The organism is Halarchaeum acidiphilum MH1-52-1, from assembly GCF_000474235.1.
Lineage (GTDB): Archaea > Halobacteriota > Halobacteria > Halobacteriales > Halobacteriaceae > Halarchaeum > Halarchaeum acidiphilum.
Window position 1 is genome coordinate 1 of record NZ_BATA01000016.1, and the last position, 23,135, is coordinate 23,135.

25 protein-coding genes, 1 tRNA gene and 2 rRNA genes are annotated in these 23,135 nt (G+C 66.8%); 14 read left to right on the top strand and 14 right to left on the bottom strand.

Annotated elements, in window-relative coordinates:
- The first annotated feature begins 643 nt into the window (after nucleotides 1–643).
- The 3 genes from AOZ13_RS04415 to AOZ13_RS04425 all read left to right on the top strand — a co-directional run bounded on the left by AOZ13_RS04415 (nucleotide 644) and on the right by AOZ13_RS04425 (nucleotide 4,000).
- Nucleotides 644–3,557, top strand: a 23S ribosomal RNA gene (locus AOZ13_RS04415).
- A 119-nt stretch (nucleotides 3,558–3,676) separates the two neighbouring features.
- Nucleotides 3,677–3,798 (top strand): 5S ribosomal RNA (rrf, locus tag AOZ13_RS04420).
- Nucleotides 3,799–3,924: 126 nt separating this feature from the next.
- Nucleotides 3,925–4,000, top strand: a tRNA-Cys gene (locus AOZ13_RS04425).
- Nucleotides 4,001–4,231: 231 nt separating this feature from the next.
- Here AOZ13_RS04425 and AOZ13_RS04430 read toward each other — a convergent pair.
- Nucleotides 4,232–4,513, bottom strand: a complete 282-nt coding sequence (locus AOZ13_RS04430; RefSeq protein ID WP_020222730.1) for a DUF7553 family protein — start codon at nucleotides 4,511–4,513, stop codon at nucleotides 4,232–4,234.
- An 86-nt stretch (nucleotides 4,514–4,599) separates the two neighbouring features.
- On the opposite strand from AOZ13_RS04430, the gene uvrB reads away from it, so the two are divergent.
- A complete protein-coding gene (gene uvrB / locus AOZ13_RS04435) occupies nucleotides 4,600–6,660 on the top strand; it encodes an excinuclease ABC subunit UvrB (protein ID WP_021779929.1) in 2,061 nt (686 codons plus the stop codon).
- Here the strand turns inward: uvrB and AOZ13_RS04440 are convergent, their stop codons facing one another.
- Nucleotides 6,661–7,776, bottom strand: a complete 1,116-nt coding sequence (locus AOZ13_RS04440; protein ID WP_148294559.1) for an SPFH domain-containing protein — start codon at nucleotides 7,774–7,776, stop codon at nucleotides 6,661–6,663. It abuts the gene before it with no gap.
- A gap of 57 nt (nucleotides 7,777–7,833) precedes the next feature.
- Nucleotides 7,834–9,624, bottom strand: a complete 1,791-nt coding sequence (locus tag AOZ13_RS04445; protein WP_020222595.1) for an excinuclease ABC subunit C — start codon at nucleotides 9,622–9,624, stop codon at nucleotides 7,834–7,836.
- An 84-nt stretch (nucleotides 9,625–9,708) separates the two neighbouring features.
- Between AOZ13_RS04445 and AOZ13_RS04450 the strand changes: the two genes are divergently transcribed.
- On the top strand, nucleotides 9,709–9,969 hold the full coding sequence (locus AOZ13_RS04450; protein WP_020222594.1) for a hypothetical protein: 261 nt from the start codon (nucleotides 9,709–9,711) through the stop codon (nucleotides 9,967–9,969).
- A 1-nt stretch (nucleotide 9,970) separates the two neighbouring features.
- Nucleotides 9,971–10,432, top strand: coding sequence for an MPN domain-containing protein (locus AOZ13_RS04455; protein WP_021779932.1), 462 nt, complete (start codon nucleotides 9,971–9,973; stop codon nucleotides 10,430–10,432).
- A gap of 104 nt (nucleotides 10,433–10,536) precedes the next feature.
- On the opposite strand, the gene ftsY is transcribed toward AOZ13_RS04455, so the two are convergent.
- The 5 genes from ftsY to AOZ13_RS04480 all read right to left on the bottom strand — a co-directional run bounded on the left by ftsY (nucleotide 10,537) and on the right by AOZ13_RS04480 (nucleotide 13,636).
- Nucleotides 10,537–11,958, bottom strand: a complete 1,422-nt coding sequence (gene ftsY, locus AOZ13_RS04460; RefSeq protein WP_020221368.1) for a signal recognition particle-docking protein FtsY — start codon at nucleotides 11,956–11,958, stop codon at nucleotides 10,537–10,539.
- Nucleotides 11,959–11,964: 6 nt separating this feature from the next.
- Nucleotides 11,965–12,438, bottom strand: coding sequence for a prefoldin subunit alpha (gene pfdA / locus AOZ13_RS04465; RefSeq protein ID WP_020221369.1), 474 nt, complete (start codon nucleotides 12,436–12,438; stop codon nucleotides 11,965–11,967).
- Nucleotides 12,439–12,529: 91 nt separating this feature from the next.
- Nucleotides 12,530–13,192 carry a translation initiation factor IF-6 gene (locus AOZ13_RS04470; protein ID WP_021779933.1) on the bottom strand — a complete coding sequence of 221 codons (663 nt, stop codon included), beginning with the start codon at nucleotides 13,190–13,192 and terminating at the stop codon, nucleotides 12,530–12,532.
- A 7-nt stretch (nucleotides 13,193–13,199) separates the two neighbouring features.
- Nucleotides 13,200–13,481 (bottom strand): 50S ribosomal protein L31e, encoded by a 282-nt coding sequence (locus AOZ13_RS04475; protein WP_020221371.1) that lies wholly within the window; start codon nucleotides 13,479–13,481, stop codon nucleotides 13,200–13,202.
- A gap of 2 nt (nucleotides 13,482–13,483) precedes the next feature.
- Nucleotides 13,484–13,636, bottom strand: coding sequence for a 50S ribosomal protein L39e (locus AOZ13_RS04480; RefSeq protein WP_020221372.1), 153 nt, complete (start codon nucleotides 13,634–13,636; stop codon nucleotides 13,484–13,486).
- A 105-nt stretch (nucleotides 13,637–13,741) separates the two neighbouring features.
- Between AOZ13_RS04480 and AOZ13_RS04485 the strand changes: the two genes are divergently transcribed.
- The gene (locus AOZ13_RS04485) at nucleotides 13,742–14,182 is read left to right on the top strand and encodes a DUF7522 family protein (protein WP_020221373.1); all 441 of its coding nucleotides are present in this window, start codon (nucleotides 13,742–13,744) and stop codon (nucleotides 14,180–14,182) included.
- A gap of 1 nt (nucleotide 14,183) precedes the next feature.
- Here AOZ13_RS04485 and thpR read toward each other — a convergent pair whose 3' ends face one another.
- Entirely contained in the window at nucleotides 14,184–14,744 is a 561-nt protein-coding gene (gene thpR / locus AOZ13_RS04490) for an RNA 2',3'-cyclic phosphodiesterase (protein WP_020221374.1), read from the bottom strand.
- A 52-nt stretch (nucleotides 14,745–14,796) separates the two neighbouring features.
- On the opposite strand from thpR, the gene AOZ13_RS04495 reads away from it, so the two are divergent.
- The 4 genes from AOZ13_RS04495 to AOZ13_RS04510 all read left to right on the top strand — a co-directional run bounded on the left by AOZ13_RS04495 (nucleotide 14,797) and on the right by AOZ13_RS04510 (nucleotide 17,607).
- On the top strand, nucleotides 14,797–15,555 hold the full coding sequence (locus AOZ13_RS04495) for a tetratricopeptide repeat protein (RefSeq protein WP_020221375.1): 759 nt from the start codon (nucleotides 14,797–14,799) through the stop codon (nucleotides 15,553–15,555).
- A complete protein-coding gene (locus tag AOZ13_RS04500) occupies nucleotides 15,552–15,854 on the top strand; it encodes a DUF424 domain-containing protein (RefSeq protein WP_020221376.1) in 303 nt (100 codons plus the stop codon). The genes AOZ13_RS04495 and AOZ13_RS04500 overlap by 4 nt, the downstream gene beginning before the upstream one ends.
- 103 nt (nucleotides 15,855–15,957) lie before the next feature.
- Nucleotides 15,958–17,205, top strand: a complete 1,248-nt coding sequence (locus AOZ13_RS04505) for an aminotransferase class V-fold PLP-dependent enzyme (protein ID WP_020221377.1) — start codon at nucleotides 15,958–15,960, stop codon at nucleotides 17,203–17,205.
- A 186-nt stretch (nucleotides 17,206–17,391) separates the two neighbouring features.
- The gene (locus AOZ13_RS04510; RefSeq protein WP_020221378.1) at nucleotides 17,392–17,607 is read left to right on the top strand and encodes a glycine zipper 2TM domain-containing protein; all 216 of its coding nucleotides are present in this window, start codon (nucleotides 17,392–17,394) and stop codon (nucleotides 17,605–17,607) included.
- 3 nt (nucleotides 17,608–17,610) lie between these two features.
- Here the strand turns inward: AOZ13_RS04510 and AOZ13_RS04515 are convergent, their stop codons facing one another.
- A complete protein-coding gene (locus tag AOZ13_RS04515) occupies nucleotides 17,611–18,078 on the bottom strand; it encodes a hypothetical protein (RefSeq protein WP_020221379.1) in 468 nt (155 codons plus the stop codon).
- Nucleotides 18,079–18,347: 269 nt separating this feature from the next.
- On the opposite strand from AOZ13_RS04515, the gene sufU reads away from it, so the two are divergent.
- Nucleotides 18,348–18,773, top strand: a complete 426-nt coding sequence (sufU, locus tag AOZ13_RS04520; protein ID WP_044957402.1) for a Fe-S cluster assembly sulfur transfer protein SufU — start codon at nucleotides 18,348–18,350, stop codon at nucleotides 18,771–18,773.
- Nucleotides 18,774–18,952: 179 nt separating this feature from the next.
- Here sufU and AOZ13_RS04525 read toward each other — a convergent pair whose 3' ends face one another.
- Complete coding sequence (locus tag AOZ13_RS04525) at nucleotides 18,953–19,537, bottom strand: NADPH-dependent FMN reductase (protein WP_021779935.1); 585 nt, start codon at nucleotides 19,535–19,537, stop codon at nucleotides 18,953–18,955.
- 156 nt (nucleotides 19,538–19,693) lie between these two features.
- Between AOZ13_RS04525 and AOZ13_RS04530 the strand changes: the two genes are divergently transcribed.
- Nucleotides 19,694–21,073, top strand: coding sequence for a phosphoglucomutase/phosphomannomutase family protein (locus AOZ13_RS04530; RefSeq protein WP_049933832.1), 1,380 nt, complete (start codon nucleotides 19,694–19,696; stop codon nucleotides 21,071–21,073).
- On the opposite strand, the gene AOZ13_RS04535 is transcribed toward AOZ13_RS04530, so the two are convergent.
- Both AOZ13_RS04535 and samp2 read right to left on the bottom strand, forming a co-directional pair.
- Nucleotides 21,070–21,510 (bottom strand): GNAT family N-acetyltransferase, encoded by a 441-nt coding sequence (locus AOZ13_RS04535; RefSeq protein ID WP_021779937.1) that lies wholly within the window; start codon nucleotides 21,508–21,510, stop codon nucleotides 21,070–21,072. The genes AOZ13_RS04530 and AOZ13_RS04535 overlap by 4 nt on opposite strands.
- The gene (gene samp2, locus AOZ13_RS04540) at nucleotides 21,500–21,697 is read right to left on the bottom strand and encodes a ubiquitin-like small modifier protein SAMP2 (RefSeq protein ID WP_020222148.1); all 198 of its coding nucleotides are present in this window, start codon (nucleotides 21,695–21,697) and stop codon (nucleotides 21,500–21,502) included. The genes AOZ13_RS04535 and samp2 overlap by 11 nt, the downstream gene beginning before the upstream one ends.
- A gap of 118 nt (nucleotides 21,698–21,815) precedes the next feature.
- Between samp2 and AOZ13_RS04545 the strand changes: the two genes are divergently transcribed.
- Entirely contained in the window at nucleotides 21,816–22,781 is a 966-nt protein-coding gene (locus tag AOZ13_RS04545; RefSeq protein ID WP_020222149.1) for a replication factor C small subunit, read from the top strand.
- A 61-nt stretch (nucleotides 22,782–22,842) separates the two neighbouring features.
- Here the strand turns inward: AOZ13_RS04545 and AOZ13_RS04550 are convergent, their stop codons facing one another.
- Entirely contained in the window at nucleotides 22,843–23,028 is a 186-nt protein-coding gene (locus tag AOZ13_RS04550) for a hypothetical protein (RefSeq protein ID WP_020222150.1), read from the bottom strand.
- Nucleotides 23,029–23,135 lie beyond the last annotated feature (107 nt).

A 23,135-nucleotide genomic window follows, 5' to 3' on the forward strand; every position in this document is an offset into this window, starting at 1 on the left:
CCCCCCCAATTCGCTAGAATAGATCTTTGTGGTAGTAATATGAGTATAACTCATGGCCGAGGGGAACGGGGAATCGACGCGAAGCGGCTACTGTCCGCGCTGTGACGCCGAGCGAACGATCCGCGTGACCGTTCCGTGGCAGGACGATATCTGTACTGAATGCTACAATTCGGTTCCGAGCGAATCGTGAACGGGTATCGGCCATCGATTACCTGAATTGAGGCGCTAAGCCCCCTTCCTCAACGAGCGAGCGGAGCGAGTGAGTAGGGGGGATACAGCGTTCACGAGAGCTTTGCTCTCGTGCGCGAACGAGACGCGAAGCGTCTCGTCAACGCCGCACAGTTCTCAATGCGCGTCTTCGTGATCTGTCTCATGGATGATTGCGTACACAGCGGAGTCAATTCTATCAGATCTACAACCTCACTACTCCGGATCGTGCCTCTTAAGTGTAGGCGGGCAAAACGAAGAGTTGAGTTCGATTCATGCACCAGTCCGCGAGAGCGCGACTGGGAAGGGTCGATGTACGCTCCCGCGTCACCTGCGGGACGTGCGATGACGACCGTGTGTACGTGTAATCCAGGCGCTCACTGGACTCGTCTGCCGTCGTGGCAGAGTCGAGTCTGATTGAACGTCACAACGATTGACAACGTGGCTACTGTGCCGCCTGGTGGATGGCTCGGCTCGAGTGCCGACGACGGACGTGCCAAGCTGCGATAAGCCTGAGGGAGCCGCACGGAGGCGTAGAACTCAGGATGTCCGAATGGGAATCCCTCTAACAATTGCTGTGCGCAATGGGGAACGACCGGAATTGAAACATCTTAGTACGGTCAGGAAGAGAAATCGAATGAGACGCCGTTAGTAACCGCGAGTGAAGGCGGCTCAGTCCAAACTGAAGCCTTCTGGGCGATGTGGTGTATGGGCTGACTTTCATCGAATGAACGATCGTGGGAAGTCTCCTGAAACGGAGCGCGATACAGGGTGACAGCCCCGTATAGCGATCAAGTAGTTCGTGCGTCAGTTCCAGAGTAGCGGGGACCGGAAATTCCTCGTGAATGTAGCAGGCATCGACTGCTAAGACTAAGTACTCCTCGAGACCGATAGTGAACAAGTAGCGTGAGCGAACGCTGAAAAGCATCCCGAGAAGGGAGCTGAAATAGAGCCTGAAATCAGGTGGCGATGGAGCGACTGGGCATGAAAGGCCCTCTGGAGAACGAGGCGCGTGCAAGCGCGTAGTAGGAGTCAGAGGGAGCCGATGTCCGGTCGTACGTTTTGAAAAACGAACCAGGGAGTGTGTTTGTTTGGCGAGTCTAACCCGAGTATCGGGGAAGGCATAGGGAAACCGACATGGTCGCAGCATTGCGAGGACCGCCGTCTTCAAGGGCGGGGAGTCAGACGAACACGACCCGAAACCGAGTGATCTACGCGTGGGCAAGGTGAAGCATGGCGAAAGCCATGTGGAGGCCTGTTAGGGGTGGTGTCTTACAATACCCTCCCGTGACCTACGTGTAGGGGTGAAAGGCCCATCGAACTCGGCAACAGCTGGTTCCGACCGAAACATGTCGAAGCATGACCTTCGCCGAGGTAGTTCGTGAGGTAGAGCAACCGATTGGGGAGTCCGCCTCCGAGAGGAGTCGGCCCCCCTGTCGAACTCCGAACTTACGGACGCCGTGGACGCGAGGAATCCGGTGTGCGGGGTAAGCCTGTGCACCGTAAGGGAGACAACCCAGAGTAAGGTTAAGGTCCCAAAGTACGAGCTAAGTGCGATTGAAGGTGGTCTCGAGCCCTAAACAGCCGGGAGGTGAGCTTAGAAGCAGCTATCCTCCAAGAAAAGCGTAACAGCTTACCGGCCGAGGTTCGAGGCGCCCAAAATGATCGGGGCTCAAGTTCGTCACCGAGACCTTACGGCACCCTTAAGCGGGTGATCCAGTAGGTCGGCGTTCCGTTCGGGTGGAAGCATGGGCGAGAGTTCGTGTGGACCGGATGGAAACGAAAATCCTGGTCATAGTAGCAGCGTTAGTCGGGTGTGAACCCCGACGACCGCAAGAGCAAGGGTTCCTCGGCACTGCTGTTCAGCCGAGGGTTAGTCGGTCCTAAGTCCCACCGTAATTCGAATGGGACAAATGGGAAACTGGTTAATATTCCAGTACTGTTGTGCAGTGAAAGTCGACGCCTCGGGGTATATCGAGCCGGACGATCGTCCGGTCGAATCGTCGAAATCCGTGGAAGCCGTAATGGCAGGAAGCGGACGAATGGCGAGAGAGGGAAACTCGATTCAACCTGGGGCCCGTGAAAAGACGAGCACGACATCCGTACCGAGATCCGACACAGGTGCTCTGGCTTAGAAAGCCAAGGTCTGTCGGGAACAACCGACGTCAGGGAATTCGGCAAATTGGTCCCGTAAGTTCGCGATAAGGGATGCCTGCCTCGGGATGAGGCAGGTCGCAGTGACATGGAAGCTCCGACTGTCTAGTAACAACATAGGTGACCGCAAATCCGCAAGGACTCGTACGGTCACTGAATCCTGCCCAGTGCGGGTATCTGAACACCTCGTACAAGAGGACGAAGGACCCGTTAACGGCGGGGGTAACTATGACCCTCTTAAGGTAGCGTAGTACCTTGCCGCTTCAGTAGCGGCTTGCATGAATGGATCAACGAGAGCTTCACTGTCCCGACGTTGGGCCCGGTGAACTGTACGTTCCAGTGCGGAGTCTGGAGACCCCCAAGGGGAAGCGAAGACCCTATAGAGCTTTACTGCAGGCTGTCGCTGGGACACGGTCGCTGATGTGCAGAATAGGTAGGAGGCATTACACAGGTACCCGCGCTAGCGGGCCACCGAGTCATCAGTGAAATACTACCCGTCAGTGACTGTGACCCTAACTCCGGGAGGAGGACACCGGTAGCCGGGCAGTTTGACTGGGGCGGTACGCGCTCGAAAAGATATCGAGCGCGCCCTACGTCCATCTCATCCGTGTCGGAGACGCGGAGAAGAGTGCAAGAGCATAAGATGGGCTGACAGTATTCTTCACAACGAGGGATGCTGACGCGAAAGCGTGGTCTAGCGAACCTATGAGCCTGCTTGATGCGGGCCATAGATGACAGAAAAGCTACCTTAGGGATAACAGAGTCGTCACTCGCAAGAGCACATATCGACCGAGTGGCTTGCTACCTCGATGTCGGTTCCCTCCATCCTGCCCGTGCAGAAGCGGGCAAGGGTGAGGTTGTTCGCCTATTAAAGGAGGTCGTGAGCTGGGTTTAGACCGTCGTGAGACAGGTCGGCTGCTATCTATTGGGGGTGTATTGGTGCTTGACGAGAACGTTCGTATAGTACGAGAGGAACTACGAACGGTCACCACTGGTGTACCGGTCGTTCGAGAGAGCGCGTGCCGGGCAGCTACGTGACACGGGGTAAGAGCTGAACGCATCTAAGCTCGAAACCCACTTGGAAAAGAAGCACCGGTGAGATCACTCGTAGAAGACGAGGTGGATAGACTCGGGATGTACGCGCCGAGGCAACGAGGCGTTGAGTCCGCGAGCACTAACGATCGAAGCCACACATTCATAGACTCGGGCACTGCCCGCGGCGGGCGAGTCCGGGCGTAATCTGGATTACACGTATACATGGTATCTCGAGACCGATAACTGGTGTTAGCTACGGTTCGATTCCGTAGATCGGCGTTGAGGCGGCCAGAGCGGTGAGGATACACCCGTACCCATCCCGAACACGGAAGTTAAGCTCACCTGCGTATGAGGTAGTACTGGAGTGCGCGAGCCTCTGGGAACACTGATTCGCCGCCTCGCCATTCATAGCCGGGATCGGATTCGGTCCCACGCGCGCTTTCAGACTCGAGGAGCGACGGCTCTCGCGTTCGAGTCTTCGGCGCGTACCGCTACGTTTAAGCGCGCTAGTCCGTTATCCCAATTCGTGCCAAGGTGGCAGAGTCCGGCCTAACGCAGCGGCCTGCAGAGCCGCCCACCGCCGGTTCAAATCCGGCCCTTGGCTCTCCTTCGTTCTTGATCCATACCTGTGGCCGTCGATCGCGTCGGTCGTGACATCGACGGCAGTCGGGGTGTCGTCGAACCGCTCGATAACCCGCCGAAATCGCCGCCGGCCGCCATGAGGGATGGCAGTCGCTTCCGGTGTTTGACACCGACGAACGCACACCCCGCCATCCATGTACTCTTCTGATCACCTATACTTCTGCTCGCGTCTGATCTCCTCGCTGTGCCCGGATCAGACTCCGCTGACGGTTTCTCGATAGGACCTGACGGACGCGAGGGCGTCCTCGACGGCGTTCGGGACGACGTCGTCGTCGTCGTCCGCGTCTGCGGCGATGTCGTGGAGGGCGTGCGTGTGGCGGGCGAGGCGACCGTGGTCGGGACCACGATCGCGATCGGCGAGTCCCGCGAGGGCGTCGGCCTGCTCGCGCAGTCGCCCGGATAGCTCGTCATTCTCACAGTTCGCGGCGGCGGCATCGAGCGTTTCGCTGGCGTCTCGGAGTGCATCGAGTCCCATACTCGATTCGTCGCCGAACGGACACCTAAGCGTTTCGTCGTGCGGCCGGCACGCAACTTACGTAGCTACGTCGCCAAACACGGGCAATGAGTGACGCCGGCCCGCTGCAACCGGATCGCCCGGACGCCGAACGGGAGTTCCGCGTCGACGCGCCGTTCGACCCGGCGGGGGACCAACCGGACGCTATCGAGGCGCTCGCGTCCGGCTTCGAGGCGGGAATGGACGCCCAGACGCTCCTCGGTGTGACGGGCTCGGGGAAGACGAACACGGTCTCGTGGGCGATCGAGGAAGTTCAGGAGCCGACGCTCGTCATCGCGCACAACAAGACGCTCGCGGCGCAGCTCTACGAGGAGTTGAAGAACCTCTTTCCCGAGAACGCCGTCGAGTACTTCGTCTCCTACTACGACTACTACCAGCCGGAGGCGTACGTCGAGCAGACGGACACGTACATCGACAAGGACGCCTCGGTGAACGAGGAGATCGACCGTTTGCGCCACTCGGCGACGCGCTCGCTCCTGACCCGCGACGACGTCATTGTCGTCGCCTCGGTGTCGGCCATCTACGGGCTGGGGGATCCGTCGAACTACGTGGACATGTCGCTCTCGGTCGAGCGCGGCGAGACGTTGGAGCGCGACGAACTCCTCTCGCGCCTCGTCGATCTGAACTACGAGCGCAACGACGTGGACTTCACGCAGGGGACGTTCCGGGTGCGCGGCGACACCGTGGAGGTGTACCCGATGTACGGGCGCTACGCCGTCCGCGTGGAGTTCTGGGGTGACGAGGTCGATCGGCTGACCAAGCTCGATCCGCTGGAGGGCGAGGTGGTCTCGGAGGAACCCGCCGTTCTCTTCCATCCGGCGGAGCACTACTCGATCCCGGAGGAGCGTTTGGAGAATGCGATGGCGCAGATCGAGGCGGACATGGAGGAGCGCATCGCTCACTTCGAGCGCGAGGGCGACCTGCTCGCCGCCCAGCGCATCGAGGAGCGCACGACGTTCGACTTGGAGATGCTTCAGGAGGCCGGCTACTGCTCCGGGATCGAGAACTACACGCTCTACTTCTCGGGTCGCGAGATGGGCGATGCACCCTACACCCTCCTCGATTACTTTCCGGACGACTTCCTCACCGTCATCGATGAGTCCCACCGCACCGTCCCGCAGATCAAGGGCCAACTCGCGGGCGACAAGGCGCGCAAGGAGAGTCTCGTGGACAACGGTTTCCGGCTTCCGACCGCGTACGCGAACCGTCCGCTCTCCTTCGAGGAGTTCGGGGAGAAAGCGGATCGAACGCTGTACGTCTCGGCGACGCCGGGCGACTACGAGCGCGAGCACTCCGGGCAGGTGGTCGAGCAGGTCGTCCGGCCGACGCACCTCGTCGATCCCGCGGTCGAGGTGTCGCCTGCTGACGGCCAGATCGACGACTTGCTCGCGCGCATCCAAGCGCGGGCCGAACGCGACGAGCGGACGCTCGTGACGACGCTGACGAAGCGGATGGCCGAGGATCTCACCGAATACCTCGAGGAGGCGGGCGTCGCCGTCGAGTACATGCACGACGAGACGGACACCTTAGAGCGCCACGAACTCGTTCGCGGTCTCCGACTGGGCGAGTTCGACGTCCTCGTCGGCATCAACCTCCTCCGCGAGGGACTCGACATTCCCGAGGTCTCCTTGGTCGCCGTACTCGACGCCGACCAGCAGGGGTTCTTGCGCTCGCGGACGAGCCTTATCCAGACGATGGGGCGTGCGGCGCGCAACGTGAACGGGACGGCGGTGCTCTATGCGGACGAGACGACCGACGCGATGCAGGCGGCCATCGATGAGACCGCGCGCCGCCGCGAGATCCAGCGGGCGTTCAACGAGGAGCACGGCGTCGAACCCACGACCATCGAGAAGGAGGTCTCGGACGCTAATCTCCCGGGCGCGAAGACCGACACCGGGAACGCGACGGGCGGGGAGACGCCCGCGGACGCCGAGGCCGCGGCCGAGCGGGTTACCGAACTCGAAGCGCGCATGGAGGAGGCGGCGTCGAATCTCGAGTTCGAACTCGCGGCGGACATCCGCGATCGGATCACCGACCTCCGTGAGGAACATGATCTCGACGCGGGCGACGCCGACGGCATCGCGCCGGAGGCGGACGCGGACTGGTAGTCACTCGACCTCGATCTCGACCGCGTCGGCGTCCACGGGCGTCTCGATCACGTTCGCGAGATCGAGTTCGACGAGGTCGATGTCGTTCGGATCGAGTCCGCTCTCGTCCCCGCTGACTCCGCCACCGAGGTGGTGGCCGTAGCGCCCGACGAGCGACGTGAGTTCCTGCGGAACGACGTACGTCGTCGCCGCGCCGCGCCCGACGCGTTCGAGCGCGTCGAACCCCCGATCGATGACGGCCCGTTCGCCCATCGACTCGGCGGCGCGTGCGCGGAGGACGGTCGCGGCGGCGTCGCCCTGCGCTTCGAGGATGGTCGCACGCTTGCGTCCCTCGGCGCGGAGCACCGCGGCCCGCCGCTCGCCGAGGGCGCGCTCGATCGACGCTCCTCGCGTCCCCTTCGCTTCGAGGATGGCCGCGCGCCGGTGACGCTCCGCGGCGCTCTGGCGCTCCATCGCGTGCACGACGCCGTCGCTCGGCATGACGGACTTCACCTCGACGCCTTCGACATCGACGCCCCACGCGGCGACCGTCTCGTCGAGTTCGTCGTGGATTCGGTCATTCATCGTCCCACGTTCGCTGAGCGTATCATCGAGTTCCATGTCGCCGATGACGGCGCGCAGCGATGTCTGCGCGAGGTACGCGACGGCGTCGCGATAGCCGTCGATTTCGAGGAAGGCCCTCTCGGCGTCGACGACGCTGAGGTAGACGACGGCGCTCGCGCGTACCGGCGAGTTGTCGCGCGTGATCGCCTCCTGCGTCGGCACTTCGGCGGTCTGCGTGCGCGTATCGAAAGCGTGCGTCTCAGTGACGAACGGGGGGACGACGTTGATCCCCGGACCGAGGATCCCCTTGTACGCCCCGAGGACCGTGTACGGCCGCCGCTCGTAGGCTTGTACGATCTCGACGCTCTCGACGGCGACGACGAGAACGGCGGCGACGACGAGGACGCCGAGGAGGTACGTCCACCCGTACGCGGGCGCGAACGCAGCGGTGAGGGCGACGACGCTCGCGACGAGGGCGTGCCACGGCCGGATCCGCGCGCTCGCGCGACCGAGCGTGCGGAAGAACCGCCGCATCGAATCGTCGCGCCGCATCGAATCGTCGTCCCCGGACATATGCGACTCATCCCGCCCGGCGACCTTAGCCGTTGTCCCGTCTCGCCCCTTCGCTGCTCAGAGGCGCCGGTCGAGCCGTTCGGCGATCGCGGGACCGATACCTTCGACGTCGCGGAGTTCGGCGACACTCGCCGCGCGGATCCCGTCGATGCTCCCGAAGCGCCGGAGGAGGCGGGTGCGCGTCTCGGGACCGACCCCTTCCACGTCGTCGAGCGCGGTCTCGACGCTGTCGCGCAGGCTCTGGTGGTACTGGACGGCGAAGCGGTGGGCTTCGTCGCGGACGCGCTGGAGGACGTGCAGTTGTGGGGCGTCCGACGCCCAGTCGTGCGTTCCCTCGGGCGTGACGACGACTTCCTCGCGCTTGGCGAGCGCCACCGCCGGTATGTCCCACTCCACCTCGTCGATGGCGGCTAGCGCGGCGTCCAGTTGCCCCCGCCCGCCGTCGACGAGCAGGAGGTCGGGATCGGGGCGGTCGTCGCGGCCCGAGACGGCCCGCTCCGCGCGCCACGAGACCAGCCGATACATGTTCGCGTAGTCGTCGTTCTCGTCCTCGAGTTTCTTCCGTCGGTAGTCGGACTTCTCGGCGCTCCCGTCGACGAACGTCACGTCGCTGCCGACGACAGCCGTGCCCTGTGCGTGACTGACGTCGACCCCCTCGATGCGCGTCGGTCGCCGATCGAGTCCGAGCGCGTCGCGGAGCGCCCCGAGTTCGTCGCCCCCGCCCGCGCGACGGTGGGCGTTCTTCAGCGCGAGGTCGACGAGCTTCGCCTCCCGGCCCGCGCCGGGTACGCGGACGGCGACGCCCTCCGCGCCGAGCCATTCGCGCAGGTCGTCATCGCCGGGATCCTCCGGGAGGAGCAGGGCGTCCGGGAGCGCGCGCTCGGCGTAATACTGCGGGACGAACGCCGCGAGCACGTCCGCGACGCGCTCCTCGCCCTCGGGGGCGGTGAGCGCGTGCTGGTCGCGATCGACGAGCTGGCCGCCCTCGCTGTGGAGGCGCGAGACGGTGGCGGTGTCGCCCTCGATCGCCACTCCCAGCACGTCGACGTGGCGCTCGTCGCTCTGTGCAGCGACGGCTTCCCCACCGCCGCCGTGGAACGCCCGCACGGCTTCGAGGCGGTCGCGGAGGTTCGCGGCCCGCTCGAACTCCTGCGCTTGCGCGGCGCGCTCCATCTCGCGCTCGATGGGATCGGCGAGCGCGCCCGTCTCGCCCTCGAAGAAGCGCTTCGCCGCTACCACGTTCTCCGCGTACGATTCGCTGTCGATCTCGCCCGTGCACGGCGCGGAGCAAAGCCCGATGTCGTGATCGAGACAGGGGCGTTCGCGGCCCTCGAACTTGTGATCGGAACACCCGCGCAGTCCGTACGTCTCGCGGATCGCCTTCACGACCGTCTCGACGCACTCGTGGTCGGTGTACGGGCCGTAGACCGCCGGCACGCTCACGGCTTCGCCGTTCGCCCGTTCCGAGGTGCGTCGCGCCTCGCCACTCTCCTCGGGATCGCGCGTCACCTCGATCCGTGGGAAGGCGTGAGCGGTCAGCTGCACCATCGGATAGGACTTGTCGTCCTTCAGCCGGACGTTGTACTTCGGCTGGTGGCGCTTGATGAGGTTCGCCTCCAAGAGAAGCGCCTGCGTCTCGGTGTCCGTCACCGCGAAGTCGAGTCCGTCGGCGCGCTCGACCATCCGCGCGATGCGGGCCGAGCGGGGATCGGTGTACGAGCGCACCCGCGCGCGCAGGTCGACGGCCTTCCCGACGTAGAGCGTCGTCCCGTCGTCGCGCTGGAACTGGTAGACGCCGGGATCCGTGGGGAGGGAGCCTGCGGCCTCGCGCACCGCGTCCGTATCCATCGCCGGACCTAGCGCCCGCGGCCGTTTGAACGTCGCGCTCGCGCTACCCACAGAGCCAAACGCCCGCGGGCCTACGGGCGACGTATGAGCGACGACGACACCGCCCGCGTCTGGTTCGTGGGCCGCGAGTACACCGACAAGGGGATGCTCACCATCCGCTACGCGACCCCGGACGGCGAGGAGCGCTTCGAGAAACAGCAGTCGCTGAACGCCCCGGATCCGACCGCCGCCCGCGAGGTCGATCCCGCCAAACTCGTCGCCGTCGAGGACGACGACCGCGTCGAACGCTACCGGACCGAGGTCGCGCGCGTCCGCGAGTCGAACGATCCCGACGATCCCGTGTGACGTGGCGGACGCAGACGGTACCGCGGACGCGGAACCGGTGTACGCGACGCGCGCGCTCGTTGAGGCGCTCTGCGACCTCGCCGCGGACGCCGACCCCGAGACGCTCTCCGTCGCGCTCGCGACGCGCCCCGCCGCCGACCTCGACGCCGACGACGGGACGGGAGCGCCCCTCACGGGCGTCCCCGACGACGCCGCGGTCTTCGCCGAATTCTACCTTCCGGACGCCGGCGGCGCCCTCTCCGCTGTCTTCGGCGTCGATCTCGCGACGCCGTCCGGGCGGACCCGCGGGCGCTTCCTCTCGCATCCGCGCGGCGATCCCGACCCGTCGCTGACGGACGATCTGGCGGCGCGGCTGCTCGTCGCCGTACCGCCGTGGACCGCAGAAGACGTCCGCGCGTACGACCGCCGGGGGCGACGCCGGCTCGTTCTCGTCGCGGCCGGCGCGCCCGAGGAGACGGTCTGACTCGCTCTCACTCACGGGTCCGCCGGTTCGCATTCGCGGCGTTTCACGCTGCGCCCCGCTCATCGCTCCCCGCTCGGTACGTCGCGGAGCCTGCCGGCTCCGCGCTATTCCTCCATTCCGAGGAGGTCCGCGACGAGCGCTTCGGGATCGAAGCGCGTCAGGTCGTCGTACCCCTGCCCGGTCCCGAGGAAGAGGATCGGTTTCCCGGTGACGTACGCGACGGAGATGGCGGCGCCGCCCTGCGAGTCGGCGTCCGCCTTCGTCAGGATCGCGCCGTCGATCTCCGCGGCGTCGTCGAACTCCCGCGCGCGGTTGACCGCGTCCTGTCCGGCGACGGCCTCGTCGACGAAGAGCGTCATGTCGGGATCGACGACGCGATCGATCTTCGCGAGCTGCTCCATCAGATCGGAGGAGGTGTGGAGCCGGCCCGCGGTGTCGCCGAGGACGACGTCGATATCGTTCGCCTCCGCGTACTCGACGGCGTCGTAGATGACGGCCGCCGGGTCGCCGCCCTGCTCGTGCGCGATGAGCTTCGTGTCGAGGTTCTCCGCGTGCTCGCGCACCTGCTCGTTCGCGCCCGCGCGGTACGTGTCGCCGTTCGCGATCACGGACGAGAGCCCCCGGTCTTCGAGGTATTTCGAGAGCTTCGCGATACTCGTCGTCTTCCCGACGCCGTTGATGCCGGTGAAGACGATGACGACGGGCTTCTCCGCCTCGGCGACGCGCTCGTCGAAGTCGAACTGGCCGACGCCGATGACGGAGAGCAGTGCGTCACGTAGCGCCTCGTCGACGAGGTCGCCCGTCGACTCCGTGAACTTCCGCTCCTGCCCGACGAGCTCCTCGCGGATCTGATCGAGGATGGCCTCCGCGACGCTCATCTCCACGTCGCTCTCCAAGAGCGCCATTTCGAGCTCCCAGAGCGGGTCCTCTAGGTCCTCCTCCTCGATGACGACCCGCCCGCGGACCGCGGACTTCGCCTTCTTCGCGAGACCGAACCGGGACGAGCGCTCGCCCTCCGCCTCACCCTCGTCGGCGTCGGCTTCGGCGTCGGATTCGGCGTCGACGGCGGCCTCAGATGTTGGCGCGGTGTCCGTCTCTGTTCCGGTCTCGGTTTCCGATCCGGTCGCGACGCTCGACGTTTCGATATCCGTCGGCTCCGACTCCGTCGCCGCGGCCGTCGCATCGGCGGATTCGGCGCCCAATTCGGCTTCGCTCGTCGGCGCTTCGGTCTCAGCGCCTTCGGGCGGCGACGGCGGTTCGCCCGCCGGTTCGCTCGCCACCGATGCTCCGGTTTCGGGCGCTTCCGACGGCTCGGCTTCTTCCGACGATTCGCCCTCCGTCGACGACTCGGGTTCGGTGGCCGCGTCGGCCGGCGCCGACTCGACGTCCGCCGTCTCTTCGCTCGGTTCCGCGGCCTCGGCTTCGGACTCCGCGTCTTCCGCTTCGACCTCTTCCGCGTTCTCCTCTGCGACTTCCTCGGCGTCCTTGCGGAACCGACCGAGCTTCTCCTTCAGCCCGTCGAACATGCGGGGTTACTCGTCGCCGTCGCCCTGCTGTTGGGACTGCTGCATCTGCTGTTGCATCATCTGTTGTTGGGCCTGCTGGGCCTGCTGTTCGAGCTGCGCGCTCTCCTCCTCGACTTCGGTGATCTCCTCGCGCACCTCGTCGATGCGCTCGTCGACCGTCCCCTTCTTCGTCTCCAGACTCTCGACGGCGCCCTCCTCGGTGCGCTCGGCCGCGTAGTCCGCGCCGAGATCGACGATGACCTCGTCGATGTCCTCGACTTCCGCGCGGACGTACGCGCCGCCGCCGACCGGCACCTGCACCATCGAGCCGGTCTCGATGGTGCCGAGCGCCTCGATTGCCTCGTCGATCTCTCGCTTCTCCGCCTGCAGATCCTCGACCTCGGCCTCGAGTTCCGCCTGTTCCTCCTCGAGAGCCTGAATCTGCTGGGAGAGTTCCTGTAGCTGCTGTCGACCGCCGCCGCCGCCGCCTCCGAGACTCATGCGTGAAACCGGGGCCGCGAGCGGGAAGTATCTTCGGATCCCCGGAGAAAGCGGCGGCGCAGGCCCGCGAGAACGAAAGGCGGAGAGAAGTCTAGATGTAGCCGAGGGCGTCCTCGATGCGACCGAGTTCGGGACCGGTCGTGTCCTCACCGACCACGTAGCCGTGCGCGTTGGCGACGAGACCGGAGCCGACGAGCGGGGCGCCGTAGTTGATCGTGCCGATGTCGGCGGGGACGCCGAGAACGTCCTCGAGCGCGTCTAGCTCGTCGTCGGTCGTCTTCGGGTGACAGAGGACGCCGTCGTTCGTCGCGACGGCGGCCGTTCCGACGGTCTCGACGTCCGCGATGCGTCCACGCGTCACGGGGACGTCGAGGGTGTCCTTTACGACCTGCACGGCCTCGCGGTCGAGGTCCGGGTGGACGTAGGCGCCCGTGTCGTTCGCGAGGACGACGTTGCCGGCGGCGTTGACGCGTCCCGGGAGCGATCCGACGCGCAGGCCGGTCTCCTCGGCGATGCGCTCGCGCTCCCGGTCGCGGACGCGGCCGCTGACGAGGAGTCCCGACCCGTTGCCGGCGGCGAGCGAGCCGACGGTGCTCGATCCGCCGATCGTCGTGCGGACCGCGGGCACCGCCAACTCGTCCGCGACCGAGTCGACGAGCTCGTCGCCGAGGTCTGGACGGACGAGCACGCAGTCGTCGGTCGCACGAGCGAACACGCCCACGTACGGCGATCCGGAGAACGAAGCGCGAAGCAAGGCGGGGTTACTCGTCGGCGTGCTCGGCCTCGACGACCGTCTCGCCCTCCTCCTCGAAGCGAGCGGCGCGCACGCGGAGCTTTCGCGGCGGGTTCTTGTTCGAGCGCGACCAGATGGCCTCGTTGATGGAGGGATCGAGGCGGACTTCGTCCTCGTCGGCGGCGAAGTGCTTCGCGAGGTGCTCGCGGACGAGCGTCGCGGCCTTCCCGGCGCGCTCGTGCTTCGCTACGGCCTGCAGATCGCGCAGCGGGACGGTGACGATGCGCTCCTCGAAGTCGCTGGCGCTCATCGTTACTCGTCCGTGTCGCTACGCCGCCAGTGGCGGCGCTTCGGGTTTCGCTGCACGTCGCGGTCCGTCTTCATCATGACCCACGCCGGGACGCGACTGTTCTGGCGCTCCAGCTTCGCCAGCCGCTTCTTCTTCGCCTTGGACTTCTTGCCCATAGTGGTACGAACGTTCAGCCGCCGCACTTAAAACGTTGTTCTTCTCGCCCGGCCTCTCGGGGGGTCGCCCGACCAGTTAAGGGCCTGTGCGCGGACACCCCGTGTATGGCCAACGAAGACGCCGAACTGGAACACGATCTGCTCTCCGACGAGGCTCGCGAGCGCCTGCGCATCATCGCCCGCACCGCGCTCGGCGACAGCCTCCGCTCGGTGACGTACTTCAACCACACCGACTACGAGCAGGTCTATCTCCGCTCGGATCTCCAGCGCGACGCCGACCTCTCCGCGTTCATCGGCGCCGAGTGGCAGTCCTTTCAGCTCACGCAGGACGCCTACGAGGGTAGCGAACTCGGGGAGTACGACTACACCATCCGCGCGTTCACCAACGGCTACCTCCTGCGCGTCACCACCGATCGCGAGGGGGTCTTCCTCACGACGGACGGCCTGACGATGACGGACGTCGAGTCCTGCGCGACCGCGCTCGAGGAGACCCTCGAACACTGGCGCGAGGGGAACCTCGGCGAGATCGAGGACGCAGCGGAGTAGCTCAGCGCCCGAGCTCGAATCGCGCTCGTGTCTCGTATTTTGGACCCTCGTTCGTGAGCGTGCTCTCCGTCAGCCGGATCGCCTCGACGCGCATCGTCCCCACTTCCGGGTCGCGTTCGCGCACGAGACGCTGCACCAGTTCCTTCCCGCCACCGTGTTTCATCCGCGCGAGCGTGACGTGCGGCGTGAACTCGTTCTCCGCGGGATCGAAGCCGGCGGCGACGGACTCGCGTTCGACCGCCTCGTGGAGCGCCGCGAGTTCGACCGCGCCCTCGCCGATTCCCGCCCAGAGCACGCTGATGTAGTCGAGACTCGGGAAGACGCCGAGTCCGCCGACCGTCGCGTCGAACGGGCCGACGCGTGAAGAGTCGACGGCGCGGTCGAGCGCGGCGACGGTCTCGTCGTACTCGTCCTCGCTCACGTCACCGAGGAACTTCAGCGTCACGTGCGTTCGCGCGGGATCGACGAAGTCGAGACCGTCCGCGCCCGCGAACCCGGTCTGTACCGCGCGGACCGCGTCGGCGAGCGATTCGGGGAGGTCGACGCTGACGAAGAGCCGCATGGGCCGCATTCGGGCGGCGTAGCCTTAACCCCGCGGGCCACCAAACTCGCCCATGACCGACCGCGAGCCGCGCGAGAGTGCGGACCACCGATTCTCCGAGGGGCAGGGGTTCGATGACCCCTACGAGGGGTTCGACCTCGATCCCCCCGAACTCGACGTCGACCCGACGGAGGTCGATCCCGTGGACGACCGCGTGCTCGTCGACCTGCTCGACGACGCGAACATCGCCGCGGACCGAGTGGACGCCGACTCGCTCATCGACGTCGGGCTGAGCTACATGGGCATCAACCGCTTCGAGGAGGCCGTCGACTCCTTCGAGCGCGCCGCCCGCTTCGCCGACGACGAGACGGACGAGCAGGAGGCGCGGGTGAATCAGGGCGTCGCGCACGCCGAACTCGAGGAGTGGGACGCCGCGGCGAGCGCCCATCAGGAGGCGCTCCACGTCGACGAGGACGGCCCGTTCGCCGCCGAAGCGCAGACGAATCTCGCGTATGCCCTCTGGGAGTACGGCAAGACCGAGGAAGCCTACCAACACGCGGAGGACGCCGTGCGCAAGGACAAGCGCCTCCCGCACGGCTGGTACAATCTCGGCTTCATGGAGAACGAGCAGGGGCGCCACGAGCAGGCGCTCGACGCCCTCGACAACGCGATCCGTCTCGGCTTCAAGCAGGCGGACGTCTACGAGGAGAAGTCCCGCGCGCTCGACGAACTCGGGCGCGAGGAGGAGGCGACGGACGTCGTCGAGCACGCGGAGGAGATCCGCGAACGTCAGGAGGAGCGGCTCGTCGAGCAGGAACGCCAGCGCGAATGAGCGTTCGTCTCACCGAGCGTCGAACCGACCGCGGGCTGCTCGTCGCCGCCGCCGATACGGGGATCGTCGGCGAGACGTACGACAACGGCACCGTCTCCGTCACCGTCGAAGCGTCGTTCTACGGCGACGCGGACGCGGAGACGACCGCCGACGAACTCACGGAGAGCCTCGGGCGCGCGAGCGTCGCGAACCTCGTCGGTGACGTCGCCGTCACCACCGCCGTCGACGCCGGCTACGTCGACGAGGCGACCGTCGTCGACCTCGGCGGCGTCCCGCACGCCCAGTACCTCCGAATGTAGGGGATCGCGGACGCGACCCACCCGTTTCGCCCGTCCCAGACGCCGGCAACGTGCCGCCTTTTCCGAAGCTACCAAACGTCCACGCTCCCTAGCCGAGTACAATATGGGGACGCAGGAACAGAGCCCGCTCGACGTCGAGTCGCTGCGCGCTGACTTCCCGATTCTGGAACGCGAGGTCGCCGACGGCGTGCCGCTCGTCTACTTCGACAACGCCGCGACGACCCAGACGCCGACGCGGGTCGTCGAGTCCATCACGGACTACTACTACGAGTACAACTCGAACGTCCACCGGGGCATTCACCAACTGAGCCAAGAGGCCTCCATCGCCTACGAGGAGGCGCACGACCGCATCGCCGAGTTCGTCGGCGCGTCCGGCGAGCGCGAGGAGATCGTCTTCACGAAGAACACCACGGAGTCGTTCAACCTCGTCGCCTACGCGTGGGGGCTGAACGAACTCGGAGAGGGGGATACGGTCGTTCTCACGGAGATGGAGCATCACGCCTCGCTCGTCACGTGGCAGCAGATCGCGAAGAAGACGGGTGCGTCGGTGGAATACATCCCCATCGAGGACGATGGCACGCTCGACATGGACGCCGCCGGCGACCTCATCGACGACGATACCGCGATGGTCTCCGTCGTCCACGCCTCGAACGTCCTCGGGACGATCAACCCCGTGAGCGAACTCGCGGACATGGCTCACGAGCGGGACGCGCTGATCTTCGTCGACGGCGCGCAGGCCGTCCCGAACCGCCCCGTCGACGTCGAGGCCATCGACGCTGACTTCTACGCCTTCAGCGGGCACAAGATGGCCGGACCAACGGGTATCGGCGCGCTCTACGGCAAGCAGCACCTCCTCGAAGCGATGGATCCCTACCTCTACGGGGGCGAGATGATCAAGAAGGTCACTTACGAGGACGCGACGTGGAACGACCTCCCGTGGAAGTTCGAGGCCGGGACGCCCAGCATCTCCGAGGGCATCGCGTTCGCCGAGGCCGCCGACTACGTCGACGAGATCGGCTTGGAGCGCATCAACGCCCACGAGGACCACGTCACCGAGTACGCCTACGACGAGCTCTCGAAGCTCGACGACGTCGAGATCTACGGCCCGCCCGCGGATCGGCGCGGCGGTCTCGTCGCGTTCAACGTCGAGGGCATCCACGCTCACGACCTCTCCAGCATCCTCAACGACTACGGCGTCGCCGTCCGCGCCGGCGACCACTGCACGCAACCCCTCCACGACACCCTCGGCGTCCCCGCCAGCATCCGCGCGTCCTTCTACCTCTACAACACCCGCGACGAGGTCGACACCCTCATCGAGGGCGTCGAGGGGGCCATCGACATCTTCGCCTGACCCGTGCTGTGGCGCGGCGCACGCGTTCGCAACAGCACATCTGTCCGCCTTCGGCGGTCTTCGCGCCTCGCGGTGGCTTTGCGAGCGCGCCGCGCCTCGTTCTCCTCTCAATCCTCGTCCGACTCGGTCACCGCCGAATCCTCACGGACCCCGACCTTTATGCTCCCCCGAGTATTACGTCCTCTCGTGAAGGACGTAATTACGCGCGCCGTCAACCGCGCCAAGTACGCGGCGGTCGGGGCGGCGCTCGGTGCGGGCATCGGTGGTCTGGTCAGTCGGAGCGCGGCGAGCACGGGCGGCGCCGTCGGCGCCCTCGTCGGCGCGTTCGTCGGTGAGACGAGCGTCGGCGCGAAGAGCGCGTACGCGAAGGTCGCCTCACGATTCGCCGAGACCGAGGAGTGACGCCTACTCGGTTTCACCGTCACCGTCGCCGTCGCGTTTCGCCTCGTTGAGGTCGAGACAGCGCTCACCGATGGTCTCCTCGATGAGCAGGAGGAGGCTGTATCCGACGGTGGCGACGAAGCCGACGACGCCGAAGCCGAGGGGTTCGTACACCCCGAAGACGTGCTCGACCTGCATCACGGCGAGGGCGAGCAGCAGATTGCAGAACGTCGCGAAGAGGTGGACCATCTCGACGGCCGACTTGACCGAGCGTCCGTCGCGTTCGACGTCGACGAGGAGGCCGCCGAAGCTGTACCACGTGAGCGCCGCGAAGCCCAAGAGCGACCCCGTGACGTAGCCGAGGACGCCGAGGTGACTGGGGACGCCGTATTCGGCGATGAGGAACGCGCCGGCCCCCCAGATCGTGAGCGTGTAGCCGTACGCCCACGACTCGTCGAGCAGGGTTCGCGCGAGCCGATCCCGGTGGCTCATACGTCGCGTTTTCGGGTACCACGACCGTCAAGCCCCGGGGCATTCTCCTCGACCCCCTGTAAAGCTCGTCGACCACGCGACGCCGCACAGTGCGGCGTCGCGGAAGTGCGAACGGCGAGAGCCGTGAGCCGCGCGGTTCGCCGCGGGTCCACCACGAGCGCCGCGACGGATCGAACCGCACGGCCGTCGGGTCCCAGCCACACGACGAACCGCCCGAGAACGCCGGCGACGGAACGCTTTTCCGCCGTACGTCCGTACACGCAGACATCATGAGCATGGGTTCGGACATGTACCGCCAGCAGATCCTCGACCACTATCGCAATCCGCGCAACCACGGGGAACTCGACGACCCCACGTTCAGTCACGAGGGGTTCAACCCCTCCTGTGGCGACGAAATCGAGTTCGACGTCGAACTCGCGGCGGACGGCGAGACGGTCGAGGACGTCGCGTTCCACGGCGACGGCTGCGCGATCAGTCAGGCCTCGGCCAGCCTGCTCTCGCAGGAACTCCCCGGGATGACGCTCGACGAGATCGACGACCTCGATCGGGACGACGTCCTCGAACTGCTCGGCGTCGAGGTGACGCCGATGCGGATCAAGTGCGCGGTGCTCGCGGAGAAGGTCGTGCAGGACGGGGCGGACATCTACCGCGGCGAGAAGGAACTCGAGGCGACGTCGACCGAGGACGACGCGTAGGACTCCGCGAAGACCCCGACGCGACACCCGACAGCGGCGTCGAGACCACGCTGTCCTCTCCTTCCGACACCGGGCGGACGGACGATCGCCGGAGCGATATCGTTTCCCCGATATGAGGCCCGATTCTCCCATGATCGGTCCATCGGGCTGTCGGGACCGCCGTCCCCCGTGGACGCCCGTCAGTCGTCCGCGGGATCGGCGAGCGTCGCGGCGTCAGCACTCCGAGTGCGGTCGGCGCGCGCGACGAGGCTCTCGGCGAAGGCGGTGGCCCGCTCCGCGAGCGACTCGTCGGCGAACGCCCCCCGGTCGTCGAAGGCGCCATCAACGTTCGCGATCCCGAGCTGTTCGGGGATGCAGTTCCCGTGGACGCTCCGGATCGTCGCGCGCATGTGTTCGAGCGTCGCGCCGTAGGAGGCGCCGCCGGCGACGGCGAGGAGGCCGATCGCGGTGTCCTCGTACTCGTCGTAGCCGCAGTAGTCGTGGAAGTTCTTCAGCGTCGAGGAGATCGTTCCGTGATACACCGGCGATCCGAAGACGACGCCGTCGGCGGCCTCGACCCGCGCGATGAGGGCGGCGGCCTCGCCCCGTTCGTCCGCCTCCCGGTCGGGGTGGTAGAGCGGGAGGGAGACGTCGCCGAGCGCGAGCAGGTCCGTCTCGGCGCCCGCGGTCTCGCAGGCGTCGAGGACGCGTTCGACGGCGGTTCTGGTGTGACTCCCGTCGCGTCGGCTTCCGGCGACGCCGACGATGAGTGGTCCGTCCGTCATGGTCATCGTTTCGCTTCCGGGCGACTTACGGGCATTGATCGATCGGCCGCGTGCGGCCCGAACGACGCCGATATCAGTCGGGTTTCTTGATTCGTTTCGCGGGTCCGGATTCGTCCGACCACAGTCGTTTTGCCGCCGGCGGCGGGAGTGTGCGCTATGGACGACGCTATCGCGTTCGGCACGGACGGCTGGCGTGCGACGCTCGACGTGTTCACGACGCCGCGGGTGCGCGCGGTCGCGCAGGCGACCGCCGACCACCTCGCCGACGTCGGGCACGCGGGCGAGACGGTCGCGGTCGGCTACGACGCCCGGCCCACGTCGCGGGAGTTCGCCGAGGAGATCGCGGACGTCCTCGCCGCGAACGGCCACGACGTCGTCCTCCCCGAGCGCGACTGCCCGACGCCGCTCGTCGCGCACGCCATCACCGAACGCGACCTCGCCGGCGCGCTCGTCGTGACGGCGTCGCACAACCCCCCGGAGTACAACGGCGTGAAGTTCATTCCGGACGACGGCGCGCCCGCGCTCCCGCACGTCACCGAATCCATCGAGACCCACCTCCGACCGCCGGAGGCGGACCCCGACGCCGAACGCGGACGAATCGAGGAGGTCGACCTCGTGACGCCGCACGCCGAGCATTGCCGCGATCTCGTCGAGACGGACCTCGACGGGCTCTCCGTCGTCTACGACGCGATGCACGGGAGCGGGCGCGGCGTCACCGACGCCCTGCTCGAATCGGCGGGCGCGGACGTCGAACGCCACCGCTGCGAGCGCGACGCCGACTTCGGCGGGACGCCCCCCGAACCCGACTACGCGAACCTGCAAGCGCTCGCGCTCGCCGTACAGGAGCACGACGCCGACCTCGGCATCGCGAACGACGGCGACGCCGACCGCATCGCCGTCGTCACGCCCGCCAGAGGGTTCCTCGACGAGAACCTCTTCTTCGCCGCGACGTACGACTACCTCCTCGAGGAGCGTTCGGGACCCGCGATTCGCACCGTCTCGACGAGCTTCCTCGTCGACCGCGTCACCGCGGCCCGCGGCGAGGAGACCTACGAGACCGCGGTCGGCTTCAAGTGGGTCGCCGAGGAGATGGGCGAGCGCGACGCGCTGATGGGCGGCGAGGAGTCCGGCGGATTCAGCATCCGCGGGCACGTCCGCGAGAAGGACGGCGTCCTGATGGCGCTCGTCGCCGCCGCCGCGGCGAGCGAGGAGTCATATGATCGCCGGGTCGATCGGCTCCTCGCCGAGCACGGCGAGGTCCACCAGTCGAAAATCTCGGTGGACTGTCCCGAAGACCGGAAGGCCGCGGTCGTCGCCGACCTCGCCGACGCGCTCCCCGACGAGATCGCGGGCGTGGACGTGGAGCGCGTGAACGACGCGGACGGCTTCAAAGCCCTCCTCGAAGACGGTTCGTGGCTCCTCGTCCGCCCGAGCGGGACCGAACCGAAGATGCGGGTGTACGCGGAGGCATCGAGCGAGGCGCGCGTCGAGGAACTCTTAGCGGCGGGCCGCGACCTCGTCGAACCGCTCGTCTAGTCCAGTCGCCCCCGATAGCGCCCGTCTCCCGCGTCCCGGATCTCGAATCCCACTCTCACGTAGAAGGGCCGCACCGCGTCGTCGAAATCGGCGCTCAGCGGGCGCCAGCGCGCCGCGGCGGCCTCAACGAGCGCGGTGCCGATTCCCCGCCCCCGACGACGCCGCCGGACCGCGATCGCTTCGACGTGCCCGCCGGCGTCGCCGCGATCACTACTGACTTCGATGGCGCCGACGACGCGCTCGGGGCTCGCCTCGGCACTCGTGTCGTCCTCCGTGCCGTCGCCCGGTCCGCCCGCGACGGCGACGAGCACGCGCCCGTCGGCGATGCGCTCGGCGATCACCTCGGCGTCGGTCTCCAGCATCGCGGCGTCGAGCACGCCGAGGACGGCGACGCGCTCGTCGGCCCGCGCCGGGCGGACCCGAACGTCAGCCGCCACGGACGAGGCGGAGAACGGTCACGTGGTCGCTCTCGACGGGCTGGTCCTCGGGGACGGGTCGGCCGTCGACCATCACGGACACCTCGTGGGGACTGAGGTCCACGCGCTTCAGGAGGTCAGCGTAGGACGCCCCCTCGACGTCGAACTCGTGGACGTCCTCGCCGACGACTTCGACGGTGACGCGCATACGTGTGCGTGGACGCCGGCGCGTATGAGCGTGTCGCCACACCGATGGCCGCGGTCGCTCGGGACCGCCGATCCCCCGCTTCGGGGTGCTTATGGGACGCCGGCGTCTTCGCACGGACATGGCAGACGCGGGGCGACAGGAAATCTGGGTCGAGAAGTACCGGCCGGAGACGCTCGACGACATCGTCGGCCACGAGGACGTCGTCTCGCGCTTGGAGAGCTACGTCGCCGAGGACGACCTGCCGAACCTCCTCTTCGCGGGACCGGCGGGCACCGGGAAGACGACCGCGGCGACGGCCATCGCGCGCGAACTCTACGGGGACGACTGGCGGGAGAACTTCCTCGAACTGAACGCCTCCGACGAGCGCGGTATCGACGTCGTCCGCGATCGCATCAAGAACTTCGCGCGGGCCTCCTTTGGCGGCTACGACTACCGCGTGATCTTCCTCGACGAGGCCGACGCGCTCACGAGCGACGCGCAGAGCGCGCTCCGCCGGACGATGGAGCAGTTCTCGAACAACGTTCGGTTCATCCTCTCCTGCAACTACTCCTCGCAGATCATCGATCCCATCCAGTCCCGCTGCGCGGTCTTCCGATTCGCCGGCCTGAAGGGCGAGGCGGTCGCGGAACGCATCCGAACCGTCGCGGAGGCCGAGGGCGTCGACTACACCGAGGACGGCGTGGACGCGCTCGTCTACGCCGCGGACGGCGACATGCGTCGCGCGATCAACGCCCTGCAGGCCGCGGCGGCCACGGGTGAAGCCGTCACCGAGGAGACGGTGTACGCAATCACGAGCACCGCGCGCCCCGAGGAGATCGAGTCGATGGTGACCGAGGCCATCGGCGGCGAGTTCGTCGCCGCGCGCGCGACCCTCGACGACCTCCTCACCGAACGCGGTCTCGCCGGCGGCGACATCATCGATCAACTGCACCGCTCCGTCTGGGAGTTCGACCTCTCGGAGACCCAAGCGGTCCGTCTCATGGACCGCATCGGCGAGGCCGACTATCGGATCGCCGAGGGCGCCAACGAGCAGGTGCAACTCGAAGCGCTGTTGGCGTCGGTGGCGTTGGAGAGCGAGACGTAGGGCGAATTCCACCGAAAGCGCGAACGCCGAGGTCGCGAGTCCGCGTCCGCGTCCGAGTCCGCTACTCCCCCGTCTCTTCCGCTTCGCCGAGCGCCGCGAACGTCTCGTTTCCACAGACGCACGCTCCGTCGGTGCCGATCGGGCGGAGTTCGCCGTCAGCGTCGCTCCGGACGGGATAGACGCGGCCGCACGCCGTGCACTCGGCGACGTGCTCGGGGCGCCCGCCAGTGTCGGGTGTCTCCGCCATCGTCCGATCGATCGCGGTGCGAGGAGATAGCGGTTTCGGAGGTCCCGGCCCACTCGCCCCGCGGACGACGTGGCCGTACTTGAGGGGAGCGACGAAGGCGGTGCCGT

Coding starts and splice junctions, on each gene's coding strand:
- AOZ13_RS04445 (WP_020222595.1), bottom strand. CDS start 9,624: ATGGATACGGACGCGGTGCGCGAGGCCGCAGGCTCCCTCCCCACGGAT.
- thpR (WP_020221374.1), bottom strand. CDS start 14,744: ATGCGGCTCTTCGTCAGCGTCGACCTCCCCGAATCGCTCGCCGACGCG.
- AOZ13_RS04530 (WP_049933832.1), top strand. CDS start 19,694: ATGGACGACGCTATCGCGTTCGGCACGGACGGCTGGCGTGCGACGCTC.
- AOZ13_RS04525 (WP_021779935.1), bottom strand. CDS start 19,537: ATGACGGACGGACCACTCATCGTCGGCGTCGCCGGAAGCCGACGCGAC.
- AOZ13_RS04475 (WP_020221371.1), bottom strand. CDS start 13,481: ATGAGCGCCAGCGACTTCGAGGAGCGCATCGTCACCGTCCCGCTGCGC.
- AOZ13_RS04485 (WP_020221373.1), top strand. CDS start 13,742: ATGGCCAACGAAGACGCCGAACTGGAACACGATCTGCTCTCCGACGAG.
- pfdA (WP_020221369.1), bottom strand. CDS start 12,438: ATGAGTCTCGGAGGCGGCGGCGGCGGCGGTCGACAGCAGCTACAGGAA.
- AOZ13_RS04505 (WP_020221377.1), top strand. CDS start 15,958: ATGGGGACGCAGGAACAGAGCCCGCTCGACGTCGAGTCGCTGCGCGCT.
- sufU (WP_044957402.1), top strand. CDS start 18,348: ATGAGCATGGGTTCGGACATGTACCGCCAGCAGATCCTCGACCACTAT.
- AOZ13_RS04480 (WP_020221372.1), bottom strand. CDS start 13,636: ATGGGCAAGAAGTCCAAGGCGAAGAAGAAGCGGCTGGCGAAGCTGGAG.
- AOZ13_RS04440 (WP_148294559.1), bottom strand. CDS start 7,776: ATGTCCGGGGACGACGATTCGATGCGGCGCGACGATTCGATGCGGCGG.
- AOZ13_RS04550 (WP_020222150.1), bottom strand. CDS start 23,028: ATGGCGGAGACACCCGACACTGGCGGGCGCCCCGAGCACGTCGCCGAG.
- ftsY (WP_020221368.1), bottom strand. CDS start 11,958: ATGTTCGACGGGCTGAAGGAGAAGCTCGGTCGGTTCCGCAAGGACGCC.
- AOZ13_RS04495 (WP_020221375.1), top strand. CDS start 14,797: ATGACCGACCGCGAGCCGCGCGAGAGTGCGGACCACCGATTCTCCGAG.
- samp2 (WP_020222148.1), bottom strand. CDS start 21,697: ATGCGCGTCACCGTCGAAGTCGTCGGCGAGGACGTCCACGAGTTCGAC.
- uvrB (WP_021779929.1), top strand. CDS start 4,600: ATGAGTGACGCCGGCCCGCTGCAACCGGATCGCCCGGACGCCGAACGG.
- AOZ13_RS04500 (WP_020221376.1), top strand. CDS start 15,552: ATGAGCGTTCGTCTCACCGAGCGTCGAACCGACCGCGGGCTGCTCGTC.
- AOZ13_RS04430 (WP_020222730.1), bottom strand. CDS start 4,513: ATGGGACTCGATGCACTCCGAGACGCCAGCGAAACGCTCGATGCCGCC.
- AOZ13_RS04515 (WP_020221379.1), bottom strand. CDS start 18,078: ATGAGCCACCGGGATCGGCTCGCGCGAACCCTGCTCGACGAGTCGTGG.
- AOZ13_RS04545 (WP_020222149.1), top strand. CDS start 21,816: ATGGCAGACGCGGGGCGACAGGAAATCTGGGTCGAGAAGTACCGGCCG.
- AOZ13_RS04450 (WP_020222594.1), top strand. CDS start 9,709: ATGAGCGACGACGACACCGCCCGCGTCTGGTTCGTGGGCCGCGAGTAC.